General features: G+C 36.1%; 26 protein-coding genes and 1 pseudogene. All 27 read left to right on the plus strand.

From position 1 onward, the window contains the following. The first annotated feature begins 19 nt into the window (after window positions 1-19). The 27 genes and pseudogenes from PXD04_RS18295 to PXD04_RS18420 all read left to right on the plus strand — a co-directional run bounded on the left by PXD04_RS18295 (window position 20) and on the right by PXD04_RS18420 (window position 18205). Window positions 20-1651 carry a hypothetical protein gene (locus tag PXD04_RS18295; RefSeq protein ID WP_323736253.1) on the plus strand — a complete coding sequence of 544 codons (1632 nt, stop codon included), beginning with the start codon at window positions 20-22 and terminating at the stop codon, window positions 1649-1651. 40 nt (window positions 1652-1691) lie between these two features. After that, window positions 1692-2615, plus strand: coding sequence for a hypothetical protein (locus PXD04_RS18300; RefSeq protein WP_323736254.1), 924 nt, complete (start codon window positions 1692-1694; stop codon window positions 2613-2615). A 187-nt stretch (window positions 2616-2802) separates the two neighbouring features. Next, entirely contained in the window at window positions 2803-3030 is a 228-nt protein-coding gene (locus PXD04_RS18305) for a hypothetical protein (protein WP_323736255.1), read from the plus strand. A gap of 95 nt (window positions 3031-3125) precedes the next feature. Next, on the plus strand, window positions 3126-3332 hold the full coding sequence (locus PXD04_RS18310; RefSeq protein ID WP_323736256.1) for a hypothetical protein: 207 nt from the start codon (window positions 3126-3128) through the stop codon (window positions 3330-3332). 106 nt (window positions 3333-3438) lie between these two features. After that, window positions 3439-4044 carry a ParB N-terminal domain-containing protein gene (locus PXD04_RS18315; protein WP_323736257.1) on the plus strand — a complete coding sequence of 202 codons (606 nt, stop codon included), beginning with the start codon at window positions 3439-3441 and terminating at the stop codon, window positions 4042-4044. Further along, window positions 4023-4271 (plus strand): hypothetical protein, encoded by a 249-nt coding sequence (locus PXD04_RS18320; RefSeq protein WP_323736258.1) that lies wholly within the window; start codon window positions 4023-4025, stop codon window positions 4269-4271. Before PXD04_RS18315 ends, PXD04_RS18320 begins: the two co-directional genes overlap by 22 nt. Before the next feature lie 40 nt (window positions 4272-4311). After that, a complete protein-coding gene (locus PXD04_RS18325; RefSeq protein ID WP_323736259.1) occupies window positions 4312-4734 on the plus strand; it encodes a hypothetical protein in 423 nt (140 codons plus the stop codon). Further along, a pseudogene (locus tag PXD04_RS23440) lies at window positions 4710-4877 on the plus strand (GNAT family N-acetyltransferase); the annotation flags it as partial. The gene PXD04_RS18325 and the pseudogene PXD04_RS23440, both read left to right, overlap by 25 nt. Window positions 4878-4898: 21 nt before the next feature. Further along, on the plus strand, window positions 4899-5105 hold the full coding sequence (locus tag PXD04_RS18330) for a hypothetical protein (RefSeq protein WP_323736260.1): 207 nt from the start codon (window positions 4899-4901) through the stop codon (window positions 5103-5105). Between the two features lie 48 nt (window positions 5106-5153). Next, entirely contained in the window at window positions 5154-5318 is a 165-nt protein-coding gene (locus PXD04_RS18335; RefSeq protein ID WP_323736261.1) for a hypothetical protein, read from the plus strand. 5 nt (window positions 5319-5323) lie between these two features. Further along, window positions 5324-5536, plus strand: coding sequence for a hypothetical protein (locus PXD04_RS18340; protein WP_323736262.1), 213 nt, complete (start codon window positions 5324-5326; stop codon window positions 5534-5536). 13 nt (window positions 5537-5549) lie between these two features. Continuing rightward, window positions 5550-6119, plus strand: coding sequence for a hypothetical protein (locus PXD04_RS18345; RefSeq protein ID WP_323736263.1), 570 nt, complete (start codon window positions 5550-5552; stop codon window positions 6117-6119). Next, the gene (locus tag PXD04_RS18350) at window positions 6112-6291 is read left to right on the plus strand and encodes a hypothetical protein (RefSeq protein WP_323736264.1); all 180 of its coding nucleotides are present in this window, start codon (window positions 6112-6114) and stop codon (window positions 6289-6291) included. Before PXD04_RS18345 ends, PXD04_RS18350 begins: the two co-directional genes overlap by 8 nt. A 116-nt stretch (window positions 6292-6407) precedes the next feature. Beyond that, window positions 6408-7049, plus strand: coding sequence for a hypothetical protein (locus PXD04_RS18355; protein WP_323736265.1), 642 nt, complete (start codon window positions 6408-6410; stop codon window positions 7047-7049). Then, a complete protein-coding gene (locus PXD04_RS18360) occupies window positions 7036-8601 on the plus strand; it encodes a terminase large subunit domain-containing protein (protein ID WP_323736266.1) in 1566 nt (521 codons plus the stop codon). The genes PXD04_RS18355 and PXD04_RS18360 overlap by 14 nt, the downstream gene beginning before the upstream one ends. Before the next feature lie 73 nt (window positions 8602-8674). Then, a complete protein-coding gene (locus tag PXD04_RS18365; protein ID WP_323736267.1) occupies window positions 8675-10378 on the plus strand; it encodes a hypothetical protein in 1704 nt (567 codons plus the stop codon). Further along, window positions 10284-11426, plus strand: a complete 1143-nt coding sequence (locus PXD04_RS18370; protein ID WP_323736268.1) for a phage minor head protein — start codon at window positions 10284-10286, stop codon at window positions 11424-11426. The genes PXD04_RS18365 and PXD04_RS18370 overlap by 95 nt, the downstream gene beginning before the upstream one ends. 23 nt (window positions 11427-11449) lie before the next feature. Beyond that, window positions 11450-11641, plus strand: coding sequence for a hypothetical protein (locus tag PXD04_RS18375; protein ID WP_323736269.1), 192 nt, complete (start codon window positions 11450-11452; stop codon window positions 11639-11641). A gap of 105 nt (window positions 11642-11746) precedes the next feature. Next, complete coding sequence (locus tag PXD04_RS18380) at window positions 11747-11914, plus strand: hypothetical protein (RefSeq protein WP_323736270.1); 168 nt, start codon at window positions 11747-11749, stop codon at window positions 11912-11914. Window positions 11915-11930: 16 nt separating this feature from the next. Continuing rightward, a complete protein-coding gene (locus PXD04_RS18385) occupies window positions 11931-12116 on the plus strand; it encodes a hypothetical protein (RefSeq protein ID WP_323736271.1) in 186 nt (61 codons plus the stop codon). A gap of 413 nt (window positions 12117-12529) precedes the next feature. Next, window positions 12530-14830 (plus strand): XkdF-like putative serine protease domain-containing protein, encoded by a 2301-nt coding sequence (locus PXD04_RS18390; protein WP_323736272.1) that lies wholly within the window; start codon window positions 12530-12532, stop codon window positions 14828-14830. Window positions 14831-14947: 117 nt separating this feature from the next. Continuing rightward, entirely contained in the window at window positions 14948-15406 is a 459-nt protein-coding gene (locus PXD04_RS18395; RefSeq protein WP_323736273.1) for a hypothetical protein, read from the plus strand. Next, window positions 15381-15824 carry an HK97 gp10 family phage protein gene (locus tag PXD04_RS18400; protein ID WP_323736274.1) on the plus strand — a complete coding sequence of 148 codons (444 nt, stop codon included), beginning with the start codon at window positions 15381-15383 and terminating at the stop codon, window positions 15822-15824. Before PXD04_RS18395 ends, PXD04_RS18400 begins: the two co-directional genes overlap by 26 nt. A 3-nt stretch (window positions 15825-15827) precedes the next feature. Beyond that, window positions 15828-16388: a hypothetical protein gene (locus PXD04_RS18405; RefSeq protein ID WP_323736275.1), complete on the plus strand. Its 561-nt coding sequence runs from the start codon at window positions 15828-15830 to the stop codon at window positions 16386-16388. Further along, on the plus strand, window positions 16381-17481 hold the full coding sequence (locus PXD04_RS18410; RefSeq protein ID WP_323736276.1) for a hypothetical protein: 1101 nt from the start codon (window positions 16381-16383) through the stop codon (window positions 17479-17481). The genes PXD04_RS18405 and PXD04_RS18410 overlap by 8 nt, the downstream gene beginning before the upstream one ends. Before the next feature lie 104 nt (window positions 17482-17585). Beyond that, window positions 17586-18002, plus strand: a complete 417-nt coding sequence (locus tag PXD04_RS18415) for a hypothetical protein (protein WP_323736277.1) — start codon at window positions 17586-17588, stop codon at window positions 18000-18002. Between the two features lie 29 nt (window positions 18003-18031). After that, the gene (locus tag PXD04_RS18420) at window positions 18032-18205 is read left to right on the plus strand and encodes a hypothetical protein (protein ID WP_323736278.1); all 174 of its coding nucleotides are present in this window, start codon (window positions 18032-18034) and stop codon (window positions 18203-18205) included. Window positions 18206-18260 lie beyond the last annotated feature (55 nt).

Below are 18260 nucleotides of genomic sequence, written 5' to 3' on the forward strand. Positions count from 1 at the left end.
TGGGAGGTTAAGAAGCAATATGAGTTATAATAAATTCATTATACACGAAAATGAGGGACAAATACATCTTGTCCCCCATCGGAAGACTAGTTTCACTAATCCATTTAATCATCATAAGTATTTGAATAATCGTGGTGAGCATATACTCAAACTCTTACATGGACGTGATAACTGGAAACAGATAGCCCTATTATCACTTGAAGCAGTGATACTGCCAGAGGGTGTGAATGTATTAGAAGGCTTGGATTACAAGCAACTAGAATTAATGTTCCGTACCATTCATGGCGAGGAACTACGTGTAGCCTTGGATGGTGATTTTGATGAACAAATTGGAGGACTGGTTAATCCTTCCTTGTTCCGTACTGGGTATCCCTTAGCTTTGAATAATAATCATTTGCAGGACTTTGTTAGTTGCGTGTTATATGAATTAACACTTAATGCTGATACTATTGATGCTCTGATAAGTGAGGTTACAATCACACGGAGCATAACAGTAGGAAGTACTACATACTACTTTGACTTATACCGTGTAGACCCCTGCAAACTACGAATACGAGTAACCGACAATACAGGTGAAAGTGTAAACGTAGATAGTTGGAGTTACAGCCCACCACTTAGCAGCATCAAAACAGGCGAAGGAACATTCAATATACAAGCATATACAAAACCCAACGAGGAGGGCATAGAACCAGACGACATAGGAGGCAGTACCCCATTAGAGGTTACTGGTTACAACTTCCAAGGCGATACAATCACACTAACAGTACCTGATGTTTTCCATCATTGTGAGGGAACCAATCTCATACAATTAGTACTCAGTAACACATCCGTTGATGCAAATGTTGAAGACTTATTAATATACAAGTACTTGACATGCACATTGAGAGATGACAAATACCAAACAGTCCTAACTGAAAAAACACGGAGCAATATAGACTATGAAAACAGTAGCTTCGAAGTACTACCAGCCAACCCCGCCCGTGTAATATTATACCAATTATTCACAAAGGATGGTAAATGCTTATACAGACTATGTGATTATAGCTTGGATATGATGCAAAACTGTGTATTCAAACAAAACGGTAACATCATACCACTCAAGGAAATAGCTCGTGGAAACACTGGTTCTTTTGTGATAGTGTTTGAGATGAGTGTCACATTCCTCGACGGTGACACACTAACCGCTGATTTTGATGACGAAGAAGGATACCATCACAGCCTAGAATTCGTGATGGAAGGCAGGCAATGGCATAAAACAGATCCTACTCTCAAGAATCCAGCTTCAATCATAACTAGTGCTCAGATACATACTACATTGTACGACCGTATACCATACAGTCTAAGTTTAGACATGGAGAACATGACCATACAAGATGGATACAAGCAAATACCCGTAACAGTAATATTACATGACAATAATTATGAACCAGACACACACCCCGCTTTAAATGCTTTGGGTGGAATAGCGACAAGTTATGGGATGAGATACCTTGATGGAAAGATACACGGAATTCACATAGCTTTCACTGCCATTGGAGTGTACACTGGTGGGGATAGTATTACTCCCGTGCCATTAGAGGATTGGAGCCTAACTGGTGGAATTCTGAGAGTGAAAGAAGAATATGATGATATACATATCATACTACCATAAAAAGAAAAGAATATTATAGATTAGGGAAGATTGATAAAAAATGATAGAATACGAGATAACACGCACAAGCAAGGACATAACATTATCCCTGCCAAGCGTGGCAATATACAAAAACCAATACAACAAACACGAATATAAAAATAATAAGAATAATCACACCATCAAACAACTAAGAACCGACAAAAACTACCGAACAATCGGATACACATACCTAGACACGATAACCATAAACAAGCCAACACTAAACCAAGTAGAAAACACTGACATAACATTAAACTTCAAAAACGGAGCAGGAGACACAACCAATATCACAGTACCCGAAAATATACAAGACCTAGTCACCACCACCAACACTACACTAAACCCACGCGAATACTACCTACAATACACACAGAACGGTGCAGTGAACACTCACCTAGCAGACTTCATCAACACAGTAATAATCGATTTCATGAATAACAAGGAAAACCTATCCTTATTAGTAGAACAAACCGAGGAAACACCAACCACACCAAGTATACCAGTAATAGACCAATCACTAGCACAGAACACAATAACCACCCAACCAATAGCAGAAGGAAGTGGAGACACACAGATACCATTAGGCACTACAATAATAGACCAAACAAACGCCACATACTACCAAATAGCACAAGACGAAGACCAAAACATCAATGTATACAAAGTAACCAGTAACGGAGAAAAAACATGGATATACACAGTAAATAACCAAACAGAACAAGAAACACTACAACTGTCATGGTCACGTGAAAATGACCCAGAAACAGGAGTCCCAAGTAGCATATTGGGGATAAGTTCTGCGATGGGTTTAACACCAAAACAAGCCGAAGATGATACCAACTTCAAACAAGCACTCATAGACTACATCAACCTAGACAACCTTTACAAGTTAGGTTACACAGGAGGCATCCTTCCAAATAGGGGGGGGGGGATTAATCAATAATTTCCCAACCGTACAATGGAATACTAACCCAACCATAGAATTCCTTGCAGAAAACAGTGCAGACATAACAATACCACAAGGTAACACCACATGGAACACCACCACCAACACAAGCTACACCATCATCAAGACAAGCAACGGATCAATGAACATACTAAGAACCAATCACACCACCGGAGAACAACACTTGATACTACCAACACAATCTACACCACCAACCACATGGAATGGTACACCAAGCATAACAGTCAACATATCAAGGGAAAAAGACGATGAAACTGGAGACCCAGTGATAGTAATCGGAGAATGGCAGTACGGGGAAGGAAACAACATTATCGGAGGGGCAGATGATAACAGTATCGGACAGTTATTATGGGATATATATATATATCCGACATATACGAGTACTCACTGATAATAACAAGAGGATAAGAGGGAATGCCCCACTAACCAAATATAATCACCACCAAACTATTAACAATAAAAAGAGAAAGAGGAGGAAATAAGAGTATGGCAACATTACAGGAAGATAAAACACTACTATTAAATGCGATAAACATACTAGACACCATCACGGAAAACAACACAGGCAAAAACCGTACAGACACAGACTTCAAAGACTACGAAACATGGGCAACAAGAGACATCAAAAGAGAACTAACCAGCATGCTAGGCGAAATAGAAGTAGAAATACAAAGAGAAGCAGACACAGAATAAAGATAATAGTTGTTGAATAGAAACCATTGTGGGTGCAAATCCCACACAACAACATCCAAAACACATGTAACCACCACACATATAACACTAAAGGGAGTAGAAAAATATGGTAGAATTTGAAAAAATAAACATAAACCAAATAAAACCAGCACCATACAACCCAAGAATAATGAAACCCAGCGAATCACTAAAACTAAAAAACAACCTACAAACATTCGGACTAGTAGACCCCATAATAATAGACCTCACCGACAATAACACAGTAATCGGAGGACACCAACGACTCGAAGCACTAAAAGAAATCGATGACAACATGAACCTAAAACTACTAAGACTAGGAGATATTGGTTTAATATTCAGAGAAACAGAATTAAAAATTAAGGATAAGAATGACCAAAAAGCACTAAACCTATCACTAAACAAGATACAAGGAGAATGGGACTGGGAGAAAGTGGATGACATACTACTAGAATTAGAAGAGGACAACTACCAAATAGAACTAACAGGATTCGATGACATTGATTTAACAGAACTTGACATAACATTTGACAACATTGACCCAGAAGAAACAACAGAAAATAAAACCATTCCTGAAAAAACATTTAATGAAGAGTATATTCTGGAAATAAGATTAACATCAGAGGATGAATTACAAAACACTTATGAACAATTAACAAAGGAGGGATACGATTGCCGAATTTTAACATTATAAAAACAAGTACAGTACCTGATGGATTCAGAACAAAATATGTAATAGGAAAATTTGACTTAGATGTTAATGGAGAAATAAAAGAAATATTTAAAGGTAGTATCCCCTTTGAAAACATGGACTGGCAGATTGGTTTAATTGTAGGTGGAAGCGGCACAGGTAAAAGCACCATAGCAAAAGAATTATTCCCAAAACAATACAAAGAGGACAACTGGGGGGGGGGGAAATAAAGACTCACCAATCATTAACGTTTTCAACAAAAAGAAAGATATGCAAACCATACTAAAAACATTAAATAGTGTTGGATTAAACACAGTATGGAGTTATCTCAAACCCTTCAAAGTATTAAGTAATGGAGAAAAAATGAGGGCAGAATTAGCAAAAGTATTACTTGAAGATGAAACAATATCTATATTTGATGAATTTACAAGTGTAGTGGATAGAACAATAGCCAAAACAACATCACTTGCAGTTAGTAAAGCAATCAAAAGATCAGATAAAAAAATAATATTAATATCATGCCATGAGGACATCATAGAATATTTACAACCAGATTGGATATTTAATACAGACACATTCACATTCCAAGAAAATACTGTAAAAAAAAACCAACATTCCAATTACAAATATACTCAATCCCACACAAATATAATCAAGAATTATGGCAAATGTTTAGTAAATATCACTATCTAAACACAAAAATACATAAATCAGCAGATTCCTTCATTATATTTCTTGATGGAAATATATGTGGATTTTTTAGTTTAATTCAAGTTGTTGGAGTTAAAAATAGAAAAAACTTTCATAGAATAGTAATATTACCAGAATATCAAGGGATAGGAATAAGTAAAAAAGTTATGAATTACATTGCAGAATTATATGTTACTATGGGAAAAACTGTTGGAATAGTTACCTCAGCACCCGCAATGATCCATCAACTCAATAACGATGAACAATGGAGATTAACCTTTCAGGGAAGAAACTCTCCTCATAGTTTATCACAATTGAAATCTACTTCATCAAGTAATAGATTTACGTGTTCTTATAAATATATACCAAAATAAAATAATGGGGTTATGTTTGATAAAAAATAGTAATAGGTGAATAATTAAATGAATATTGTATTAAATTTTAACGTGGAAAAACAGGATAATATAATAACAGCACTAAGAAAAACAAATAAACAGTTCAATAAATATATGAACTCACTACAACAACCCATCACAATACAAGGAAGGGGAGTATCACCACATATACTAAAATTATTTAAGGAGTAAGGGAAATGGAGAAATATAACACCAAAGATCAAGAAAAGGAATTAGAACAAGTACCTACCGAGATAGCTTTTTATCTGCAACAACTACAATCCTTAAGAGTTATCAATGCAAAGCTACTTGATGATGGAGATGAGTACATGTCAAGACAACTTCAACAAATCATACAAATATTCAAAGAACTAATCCAAGACTATGAAAAAACCAAATATGGAGAATAAGGTGGGAATACAAATGAACTTGGAAGAATATAACAATAAATTTTACGAAGACACTTATTATGACCTTGATGTTAGACTATTTCTAAAAGCATACAGTAGTGTTCAGATTGTGAAAGGAACAAATATAACAGATCAAGTAACAATAACTGATGATGACTGCAAAAATGATAATGGACTTAATGAATACGAAAAATTATACTTACACATAATAAAAATATTGGACACGTATTGTGAGCATTTTGTGATAAAACCAGTCGTACGAAAACATAATGTAGGATTACCAGTATTCCTGCAACTCAAAAAAGAATACCAAGAAAAAAATAAAGGAATAAATATGATACTGGATAATATCCACCATCCTGACTATATACTTCTTGACTTGATATATAAAGAAGATGGAAGTTACCCTGAAGAACTAATACCCCCATGCAATACACAGTACTTATACAAAGAAATCAATAATTTTTATGAGCAAGAAATATTTGATACAGACAGTAAATATTTTGATGAAACAGGACAAGTATTAAATCAAGTAGAATATGCGAAGAACCATATACAATTACTAAGGGATGATTATGAATAAATTAACTAAACTAATACTGGCAAGCATACTCCTCGGATCAAGTGGAACCTTTTTGGCAGTAAACATATTTATGGGACAAACATTTTTATCTTTAATCTTCTTGGTACTACTAATAACAGACATAATACTAGTAGAAGAATATAATGACAAACTACAAAACAATATAAAATAATTAACCACCAATACAAGGAATAAACTAACCACCAATACAAATATACTATTTTTATAACTTAATACACATAAACTTATCTTTTTCATTCAATTTCATTCAATTTCGAGGGGGGTAAAATGCAAAATGAAACAACATTATACGACAGGTACATGAATAACACCAAAGGCGAAAAAGAAAGCATAAATTCACATAAAACATTCATAAAGTTTTATCTTCCAACAAATCCAAGTCCCACATATAAAGAACTTGCAAGATTAAGTGGATACAAAGAGGGTACATGCCAACAATGGATTTCTATTAACGAATACAAGAAACGAAAGAAAGCCATACAAGAATACGAACAACAACAAAAACAGAAAAAAGAACAAGAAATAAAAGACAACTTCCTATCAGAAATACTAGTAATCGAAGCCAAAAGCCTAAAAAAAGAATCACAATTACAAAATGCTTGGTTAATCAAAGAAGGCCACGAATTAGAAGCAAATAGCACCAGCATGAAAACACCTTATGATTTAGTAGATGTGGAAAGTAACAAATTCAATAAATTAAGACAACTCCGGAAAGACAATGTAAACGATCACAACAAACTATTAGATAATTATGATAAATTCAAAGATTTACACGAATATGATAAAACAATAAACATTAACAAGGACGCAATGGACGAACTAAGTGAAAGAGCAGAGGAAATAAGATTCTATGATAACGCAGAACGAAGCCAAGAAATAAAAGAGGCACTAAAAAATGATGAGTACTAAAAATACATATGACTTATTAAGATACCCCTCTGATACCATTTATGACTGGTTCTTACATATACACTATAACACATATCACATTTTGAAGTGGCAGCTACCAATATATGATATACTAAGGTATGCAGAAGAAGGTAAAGTAAGCCGTATAATGATAAGTGCTCCACCACAGCACGGTAAAACAGAATTACTTGTTAATACATTCATATCATATTATATGGTGAACAATCCTAATGATAAAATAATAGTAACTGCTTATAGTGAAAGCAGAGCCACCAAGTATGGTAGCCGAATAAGAGATATAATAAAAGAATTCGGCAAGGACACACTAAAAAAACCAGTAATGAAACAGGATTACCAACGTAAAACAAACTTCTTATTTGATAGTCCATATGAGGGAGAACTATTGGCAGCTGGTGCTCACGGTGCAATAATGGGTAACCCTGCTAACTTGATACTAATTGATGACCCCATCAAAGAAATAAAAGATGCACGTAGTCCTACATTACAAGAAGACCTTAAAGACTGGTATGATACCAGCATTGATACAAGGATAAGGAAACGGTATCGTAAAAACAAGAAAGCATTACCCCCTATAATAATTGTAGTGGCTCAAAGATTAGATGTAAGAGACTTACAAGGAATACTACTAGAAAAAGAACCTAACATTGACGGCAAAGAAGCGCTACACATACTAGAAAATGGGGGAACAATACCAGATGATACATGGGTATACATGAATTTCCCAGCACTAAGCGAAGGAGAAACAGAAGACATACTAGGCAGACCTAAGGACACGCCACTATGGAGCAAACACAAAAACTATGAAGACTTACTAGCAGACCGTAGAAGGAGGGGCACACAAAGATTTAATATGATAATGCAGGGACACCCCACACTTGAAACTAGTTACAGGTTTAAACATGAATGGTTTTATGATTCACCCGATTACAATGATGAAAACTTAACCTGCCTTGTACCATACAGCGAGTATAACAAACTATTACCAACAGGCCGGTTCTGGGACTTAGCAGCACATAAGAAGAAAAAGAAAACACAAAGAAAATCACAAACCGATTACTACAGTGGTGTACTAGCAAGTAAAGATTATACTACGGATTACTTGTATATTCTGCACCATGAGAGAAGTCGGCGTGATGTTACAGCAGTAAATAAAGTAATACGCACTTGCCTAAAACTTGATGGAATGAACACATTCGCATTCATGGAACTAGAACCAGGGAGTATGCCACTATTATTTGTAGATACATTACAACAACAATTCCCCGGATATAATATTATGAGTTATCATCCAAGGGAGGATAAAATGTATCGTTCTTATGAATTAAAAAGATTAGCTGAAAATCATTGTATTAAGTTTGTGGTACATGAGGGTCAAGACATTAGCTGGGTGCACACTTTTATTAAGGAGCTTGAAGACTTTGATGGTGAAGACAGTAATCCAAATAAGGATAAACATGATGATATAGTTGATAGTGGAGGCAGTGCTGCGAATTATTTTAAAATGAATAAGAATTTGTATGTACCGTACTAAGTGGATATGATTAAATGGAGTATGTGAATGAAATGATTTTAAATGAATATTATAATGGGAGTTGTTGATCTATATGAGTGAAAGTATACCAGAACTGTTGGACGTAAAACCAACAGTAACCTATAAAGAAGATGTGGAACCAGTACCAATAAATGAGGTTGGAGCAGACAGTTTCATAGTAACAAGCGACAATGAGGGAAACCTCTACAGCAGGGAAAAAGGAGTATTTAAAAGCTACTATGATAGCACGGATAGTTTCAGTGAATCAGCACAACGAGGCGAAAACTATCATGGAGTCAAATATAAAACACCAGCATATCCAAGTAGCTTCCTAACATTCCTATCACGGAATAATTGGGTATTCCGGCAGTGTGCAGAACGAGTTGCGAATGACTGTATCAAGAATGGTTTTGATATTGTTAGCCGGAGTGGTCTGGAAGATGATAGTGACATTGAAGCAAAGCAGGAATTACTGGACTGGTTTAACCGTATGCCCGTACCTATCACAGAGGTAATACATGATGTGATTTACACGTATGAGATTAGTGGGCGTGCAGGTGTAGAGATAATACGAGAGGACACACTTGATAGTCCTATGCAGTACTTAAAAAACTTTGACATTGTGAATGCTAAGCTTTGCAGTGATGGGAAACGAGTAGTACAGACAATTAACGGTGAAGACACATTCTTCATACTATACAATACCAACAAGGAAAACGGGCAAACAAGATACCTTAACCGTTACACTGGTGAATGGAGTAATACTAGTTTTGGCAAAGATAACGATGCACATGAGGTCTTATGGTATTATCGTTATGACCTTGGAGCTAACGAGTATGGTGTGCCACTCATTGCACCTGGACTAAGAATAGTTGAGATGGAGCGAGGGCGTGAAAATTATATTATTGATTTCTTTGTGAATTTTGGTATGCCTGCTTGGATTGTTAGTATTACTGGGCAGTTTTATGATGAGGAGAATCGTCGGTATTTGCCGGATGGTAGTTTGAATCCTAATTTTGATGTGACTAAAACAATAAGATACAAGATTGGGCAACAGATACAAGAAATTATTGATGGTGGTCATCATGGTGCTATTGTTATGAGTTTCCCTACTACTAGTGGTCAAGACCCTGTTAAGGTGGATATTGTGCCATTAGCTGTTGATGTGAAGGAAGCTAGTTTCAGAGGACTGCGTGAGGATAATAAGAAAGACTTGTGTGGTATGATGGGTGTTGATGTGCAACTCATAGGTGAAGTGGAAAATGGTGCTATGGGTAATAATGCAATGGACAGTCTATTATTACAGCATAATGATAACAAGATTAAACCTACACAGTCTACTATTACAACACCATTGAGTAAGTTGTTGCTCTTTGAGAACAAGACCACGTTCAAGCATGATATTAGTAATGTTCGGTTTAAACTGCTTGATTTCATAGAACAGAATATTACGGAGAACGTGTCAAGAGATGCGGACCTCGTACTTAAGGGACTTATGAAGCCAAGGGAATTCCAGAACAAATATAGTAAAGCATTGGGTATAACTAGTGATAGTGAAGAACCATTACTTGACGAGTACTGTTTGAATGGTGTGCCACTTGGTGTGGTTGCAGAGAAGGGAGCAATAACAGAACTTAATGTTAATGCATTGAGTAATCAAGTGTTGAAGGAGGGACGAGCCTTTGAACGAAAACAAGAAAATATACTACAAGCTAAAAAGTATGCTAGTAAAGGACGACTTTCTGTTATCAAAGAAGCAATCCTCGGACACAGATAACAACATAAACTTACTGGCAACACAACTGGAAGCATGGTTTGACAACATATACAAGATAATACTACGGCGATTAAAACAAGACCATATCAACTACCTGTACCAGATAGAAGAAATAATACGAGACCACACGGAAGAATACAATGACATACTAGCAAGTAACATACACGATTACTACATCAGTACTAGTGAAACTAAGGAAGCACAGATTAATAACAAGGTTGCAAACAAAACACTAGACAATAGTTTATTATATCATGTGGCCGGTAAAGACAGACAAGGTAACCTAGACCCTTGGATAAATAATGTTGATGAGGATAATGAGATACTAGAACAAATCAAGAAACAACTACGATACAATAACAACATCCAAACCACACTAAACAAGTACCTAAGAAAACAGGGACACCAAATAAACCTGAGAGGCACATTCCAACCTACAACATTCAGCATAACAGAATTACTGGAACATGAGATTGACGAAGCTATAACAGAGTATATGAGTAGTAATATATTTACTGCCAGTGAATCCACATTAACAAGGGTAACACAAGAGATATACGATATAATACGGAAAGAATACGGGGAAGACGGGCAGGGCATACCCCAAGTAACCACTGAGATACAGAAACAGTTCACAGAGTTAAAAAGATTTGAAGCAGAAAGAATAGCACGGACAGAAACATTAAAAGCACAAGGACATGCTGCATGGAAACGTTTAGTAAACAATCCCGATTGTGAATATATACAATGGAAAAGTACTGATGATGAAAAAACAAGGGAAAGCCATGTGGAACTAAACGGTGAAATCACTTATGCTGATGGTAACGGTGTATTCAGTAACGGTTTGCAGTATCCGGGTGATGCGAATGGTGACATTGAAGAATGGATTAACTGTCGGTGTGACCCTGTAGCGTTTATACCGGAGCTTGGTTTTGTACCTCCACCGGGGGCGAGTAACTGGTATGAAGATGAAATGCTGTTTGATACTAGTATTGAGATTCCAGAGGTGCATGTGGAAATGGATGAGTACTTGGCGAGCTGGTGGTAATAGTGTTACGTGAGGATTTGTTTTTGATGATACGATCTTATTTCAGGATGGTTGATTGTGGTTTGTGTGCTAATAGTGGGGTTAATGTTACTCCTTGTAAGTTTTGTGATAATCGTGAGGGTAATATTATGTGGCATATTAGCGATGAGTATGCGATGCAATTAACGGACGAGTTGATTAAGATTGTGCAAAGCAAAGAGGAAACAGTTAATTAAAATGGTGGGACATGATAAGATTATTGTATCACCACCACGTAGTGAAGAAAAAAGGTGTGTTAATATACATCAAGCAATATTATACTTACGAAGGAAGTAATAATAATGGTTAGCGGATACTATGAATACAGATTAAAAGAATTAAATGACTTAATAAGCATATGCAATGGGCATGTAACAGATGATGAACTTGAAGAACTAAAACATGAAAGAGACAGTATACTATATGAGTTAAGACATATTGAAAGCTTACCCAAACAATACAACAAATAATGGAGATGAATAATATATGAAATTAAAAGTAAACACAAAAAACCGCAGATATGATTTCACACAAAAAGAAGTAACCAGTATAGTAGAACGAAAAAGCAAATCACATGGGGATTTGTTGTGGCTTGTTTTGAAGTGTGGTGATGTTGATCTTGCAAGGTTCCGTATGGATGAAGTGGAGTGTATACTCTTTACTGATGTATAATGGTTGAACATTGTACTATCTTTTTATTGTTTTTGTTGAACGCTTTTTTTTAATCCCCTTGGGGATTGTATTTTCATAATGTTAATTGTTTAACAGAAAAGAGGTAATATTAAAAAAACTAATAAAAAAATGGTTGTCACCAGCTAGTGGTACACAATACAATATACTCTCCATCACTGAGTATTAACTTTGTTGTTGTGGTGCAACTCCACAGACAACCCACTTCACCGCCCCCTTTTCTACTCCCTTTTATTTTTATTTATAACCTATTAACTTTTACAATTTTTCATTTTTTCATTAATAAATTACAAACAAGACAAAAGCAAAGGAAACACAACCAATTATCCGAATAGTTTCCTTTATAATAATACCTTTAACCGCCACAACTAATAAATTTAACGGAGCAAACGCTTATGACAATCAGAGTAGGCGGACCCATTCTCGTACCAGACACACCAGACTGTGACTACAAAAATGGTGAAGAAATACTATCAGCAGAGAAAATAGATCAACTCAAACAAACATTCAAAGCATATAACATAGTAGATTATCAACACCAATTCACCAATCAAAAAAACAACTATTTCTTAGAAAACATTGGGGAACCAGTCAGACTGGTCACACTAGACAAAGAATTAACATTCAAAGATGTAACCGGAACCGATATAACAGTACCACCCGGCACACTATGGCTAGATACTGATATTCATGATGAAACAGTATGCAAAGAAGTAGAAAATAAAGAAATAGTCGCATACAGTGTAACAGTAAGTGAGAAAGAGGACGCAGACGAAGTAATAAACATTTACAAGAATGTAAGCTCCAAACAAAGCAGAAAACAGGATTACACCAAGGAAATGGAAAGGATAAACGAGAAAATATCCAGTAAAAGAACACTAATACGGGACATACAAAACCCCGTACTATTAACAGTTAGTGTTGTGAAGTTTCCATGCGTGAACAAAGCCAAATTCTGCCAACAAAGCATAAAAAAAGTAGGAGGAGCAACTAAAATGTCAAACAATGAAAATAACGATAATGCTAATAATAAATTCCTTAACTCCCTCAAAAATGCTGTAAACGAATTCAGAGGTGAAACACAACAAGATAACACACCAACTGAAGATGCAGACATTGAAGCAATGATGGATGAAAAAGTGGAGAAAATGAGGGACGAACTCAAAAAAGACATGCAAACTAACCAAGAGGAAGTTTTAAATGCTATTAAGAGTTTAAGAACTGCTCCACGCCTTAGTGATGAGGACACACTCCTTGTTGATGATGGTACTGGTGATGATGGTGTAACACCTGCAATCAACCAAGACCCAGACGAAGGCACAACAGGTGAAGGTGCAACTGGTGAAGATGAAGACGAAAAACCAGAAAAGGACACCACACCAGAAGACAAAAAAGAAGACAACACCGATGATGAAGGAGACGAACCACCAAAAACCAAAACCAGAAAAGGCAAAGGTGGCAAATCCAAGAAAAACAAGGACGATACCATCATCTATGCACAACCAAGTGCACAACAAAGCAGAAAAAGCGGAAAACTAGAGGAGGATAAAAAAGTGACAATAAAAAGAAACGAAGATGACGTAATATACGACGCAATCAAAAACGGTATGAGTACCAAAGGAATCAACATCGAAGACATAGACCTCACCGGTACAGGATTACACAGCACCTATGAAAATGATGTATTCTTATCATTACTCAACAACAAGTATGCAGCAGAAGTGTACAAAGCCAGTTTCGGTGAAGATGACAGTAACAAAGCAATACTCAGTACTAATGTATTCAGTACCTTTGTAACCAAGCTCATACAAGAAGAACCAATATTCCTAGATTGTGGATACCAGACCGGACACCATGGTAAAGGTTACATATACAACCTTGACAATGGAACCTACGATACAGAAGACGGACACTTGCCAGAGAACTTTTACTTTGACAGTGACCCTGCCGATGATGAATTTGACATTGATGTAAGAGAAATCAAATGTTACACACAAAGAAGACGTGTTACAATAAGTGACAGACAAAGATTATCCAACGTGTATGGTGATGATCTTGTAAACAAAGTATTAGAAATCAGCCGTAAAAAATTATTCAGAGGAGTTTATGCAGCTCGTGTATGGTCTGATACCACACTTGCAAATAGTGTAGACAAACAATATCGTAGACAAGATGGTCTTGTAAAACAGGCAGGAGTACAATTAACTGGTTCTGATGTGAACTTTGATAATCCTGTTGATGTATTCAGTAGCATGTTCTATGCACTTCCAGAAGAAGCTAGAACTCCAAGCGATTACACATTCTATGTACCTACCAACCTATACCTTGGTTATTACAATTACATAACTAATGCTAAAAAGGAAACTAAGTATGAATGGGTATCACAAGAACAAACCTTGTTCTGGAACAATATTCCTATTAAAGTCAGTCCAACGCTTAACAGAGCAGACATGAAAACACTTGTATATGGTGGGGACAGTGCTGCTTTACTTATTAATCCACAGGAAACTCAGCTTATTGTGGGTAGGGAAGCAGGTATTGAACCAAAACGTAATGCTGACACATCATCTGATACGTTCTATGAAACAATTGATACTGCTGTAGTATATAATCAACCAGATTATAATGTTGCACTTAAGATTGGTGCAGATGATTATGAGGGACTTGTTGGCAAATCTGGTGATGACCAACCATAAGACTGGGTGTAATATGATGGTATAAAAAGGATATGGTTTTCCATAATTATACCATCATTTTTTTACCCCATTTAATCCTTTAATAAAAGTAATAGCATTTTTGGGAGGTGAACACCCGTGACACTTACTCCGTACTGCACAGTAGAAGATGTAAAAGATATAAGCAGAGTAACACACAAAAAAATAGGATTAGACAAAGCAACACAACCAGAAAAACTAGACGAAATATTAAGCAAATGGATACTGGAAGCAACAGCATTAATCAATGATTACACTAATAATCCATTGACAAGCGAGGAATACACAGCACAAGAAACCAAGTATTATGTGTACCGCAATGTAGCTAGCCGTATTGTTGCGAATATGTGTGCCTTAGCTGCTGCATACAAAAGCCACAGTGTAGTGAAAATCAATGATTGGACGATTGGAACAATACCATCCGAGATATTTCCATTAAAAATTAAACAAGAACTAGACAATTACAAGAGCGAAAGCACTGGTAACAGCCTAGGATTCGGAATACTAACAGTAAAAGGCAGGGGAATATTCAATGAAAATAGAGATAAGATTGGGTGAAGAATTTAAATTTTTTAACGGGCAACCTGAAAAGGTTACTCGTTCCTTTCTCAATTTATCAGAGGAAGCATTAACCACTGAAGTCAAAGACGAAACACCAGTACAACGCGGAAAATTAAGGAACAGTTGGACTCCAAAACTATACCCTGACCGACTAGTAGTAAGCAATAGCAGAGAATACGCAGTATTCGTAGAAAAAGGAACAGGTATATTCGGACCAAGACGGCACAGAATATTCAGCCGGAACGGTGGACCAATGCGTGCAATCATCGACAAGGAGGAAGTATACTTCACCAACCACAGAGGACAACCCGGTCAACACATGGCTGAAAAAGGATTCATGAATTATCGTAAACGTATACCCAACCTGTTTAGAACAGCTGTTTATACTAATACAAGAAAAAGTGGAGGGAAATAATAGATGAGTGGATATTATGTTGATATGGTAACACCATTACAACTCATACCAGAAACATTTAGTAATTGGATTACAAGTGAAATACGAGAAGGTGGATTGCTTGAAGAAATAGACGCTTACTGCCAGACTTTCAGAACTGAGGGAACAGTACAAAGTCATGAAATATGGGTGCATAAAGAAAACTGGCAGATAAACGATGAAACAAGAACATTCACTATGGGTGATTCATATGTAACAATGGATTATCCCTTCACAGTTGCAATAATAGTTGATATGATAGATGAGGATACAAGCGAACGAAAAGCGATACAATTACAAGCAAAGACCATAATGGCTATCATGAAAAATTATCAGCGAAACATATTTGAAACTGAACGGGACGGTTTTATTAACTACTTTGTGATTGATGAGGGTTATAATGATGGTTACCTTGATGCTATAAATCGTGAAGATGATGTTATCATAAAAGGATTCAGAATAACATTCAACATAGACATTTACTGGCTTGAATGTTATTATCGCCGACAAAAACAATTAGAAGGAGGTACAACCGAAAATGGTTAATTATACAGGAATAGTATATGAAGATGCAAATGACCCATACGGTACAGACCAGTTCAAAAAGAACAAATCACCACAATTTTATTTGCACGATGATGGACACAGTCCTGACTTGAACATACAAGACTTTGATGATGAAGATGTACGTAATGGATTGGATGAATTCCGTAATGGTTACTTTGAACCAGAGGGAGATTTATCGCTTACTGCTCATACCAAGAGTGCACCAACGGTATTTTATGGTGTTTGTGGATTATACAAATTCACAGAAAACACCGGCACTGCAACAAGTGATGGAAGAAAATTAAACACACACGAATTCTGGATTGGAGACAGAATGGAAAGACCATCATTCAACGCAGACTTCACCAGTGGAGACTTCCTACTCAAAAGAATATTCGGAGGAATATTCGACAGTATGGAATGGGATGCAAACCTGCAAAAGACAACAGTAGATTTATCAATGATCTACAAGAATGAAGCAATCAAGAAAATAGCACTTGAAAGTTACCGTAACAACTTTAACATGCTAAAAACATTACCACTTGTAGGTTATGATTACACAGTACAAATAGGAGACCCCGAGGATGGTATGAACAGTAGCAGTAACTGTTTCAACGACTTTAAACTCACAATAGAAAATAATCATCAGACTGGTGATGATGCACGTTGTCTGGGTAGTATTACTTATGGTTTTAAGCCTATTATGGAGAATTGTAATGTTGAAGCAGAAGCAGTTACTAAGTGGAATCGTCGTAATTATGAGTTTATAGCTGGTGCTATGCACAACGAGTATAATCCTAACGAGGATGGTTGGAACACTTACAAACCTTGTAAAGAGTTTACTAAACCTGTTGTTGTGGCTGCTCAGAGTTGTATTGACCCTGATGAATCAATTACCTTTAAGATGCCGAAGTGCCGTGTGACTCTTGAACCTATTGAGGCGGATAGTAATGTACTTGAAGCAACTTTGAAACTTAAACCGTTTAATACGGAGCAGGTTATGATGGCTGATGGTACTACTAAGAAGAAAACTAGTCTCTATATAAGAGTTATTACTAGTTCTCCTCGTGTAGGACCAGATATACTTGAATAACAACTATAAAAGTAGGAAAATTATTTCTTTTTTTTACTTTTTTTTCATAACATCCAATAATAATATTTTTTTTTATACCAAACATATACCGGAGATGATAAAAAATGTCATTTGAAAACATAAAACAATTAACAAAAGGAGAAGCAACAATAAAAATAAAAGACTACACAGAAACAGTCCGATTATTAACCGTAAGTGAAAGAGAACAATATGACAACCTAACCAATGAAGGACTAGGAACAGTACAAACACAGTTCGGAAAAAACAGCACACAAAAAGCAAACATGAACATACAAAAGATGACACAAGCAAGTAAAAGAGCAGAACACTACCTAATAAGAAGATCATTCCTAAAAGATGATGGAACAGAAATAGAAGAAAAAGACATCGACGAATTATACGATTTATACGACCCATTGGTCAGTGAATTAAAACGTGTAAATGGCATAATTGATACTGACGATAAGAAAGTGATAGAAGCATTAACAGGTGAAACTGAAAATGCTATAAAAAAGCAGTAGAATCTCCGGAGGGAATACACCTTGCACACATGGAGTTCATTGGGTATCATGTATTCAGTGAAAACTACTATGACCTCACACCAGACCAAGCATTGTTTATTGATTATGGTGTGATGAAGGTGTATTCTGATATGCTTGGTGGAGATGAAAAAAGTAAAAAGGAAATGGATAAACTTCGTAGGAGAAGCAAGAAGTATAGATAGTACCTCTTGTTTCTCCTATTTTTTTTAGGCATATACATAATAATTGAAGGGGAGG

Source organism: Methanosphaera sp. ISO3-F5 (assembly GCF_034480035.2).
Classification (GTDB): domain Archaea; phylum Methanobacteriota; class Methanobacteria; order Methanobacteriales; family Methanobacteriaceae; genus Methanosphaera.